This is a genomic window from Amycolatopsis ponsaeliensis (genome assembly GCF_030182635.1).
Taxonomy (GTDB): Bacteria; Actinomycetota; Actinomycetes; order Mycobacteriales; family Pseudonocardiaceae; genus Amycolatopsis; species Amycolatopsis ponsaeliensis.
The window spans coordinates 1-218 of sequence record NZ_JAPZLD010000144.1 but is presented as its reverse complement, the minus strand read 5'-3'; the positions used below and the strand labels follow the sequence as shown (position 1 = coordinate 218).

General features: G+C 56.0%; 1 protein-coding gene. It reads left to right on the top strand.

Annotated features, from left to right (window positions below; all coding sequences use genetic code 11):
* Window positions 1-26 precede the first annotated feature (26 nt).
* Window positions 27-143, top strand: a complete 117-nt coding sequence (locus QQ657_RS56920; protein WP_350310788.1) for a hypothetical protein — start codon at window positions 27-29, stop codon at window positions 141-143.
* The last annotated feature ends 75 nt before the right edge of the window (window positions 144-218 follow it).

Genomic DNA, 218 nt, shown 5'->3' with positions numbered 1-218 from the left:
GGAAGAGCAACCCATTGAAGCTCTGGATGGTGATTCCACAAGCCGTTCTAGAGGATCTTCCCGGCCCACCTGAGGTGCAGCGCGAACAGCTCCAGCACTTCGTAGAACTAGGGCCTGTATCGAAGTCGTCTCGGGCAGATTGAGCTGAAGTTGGGCGTGTCGGTGGTCGACATAGGTGAGGTCTCCGGTAGTTGGTTCGTCGACCAAGAAGAACCTGA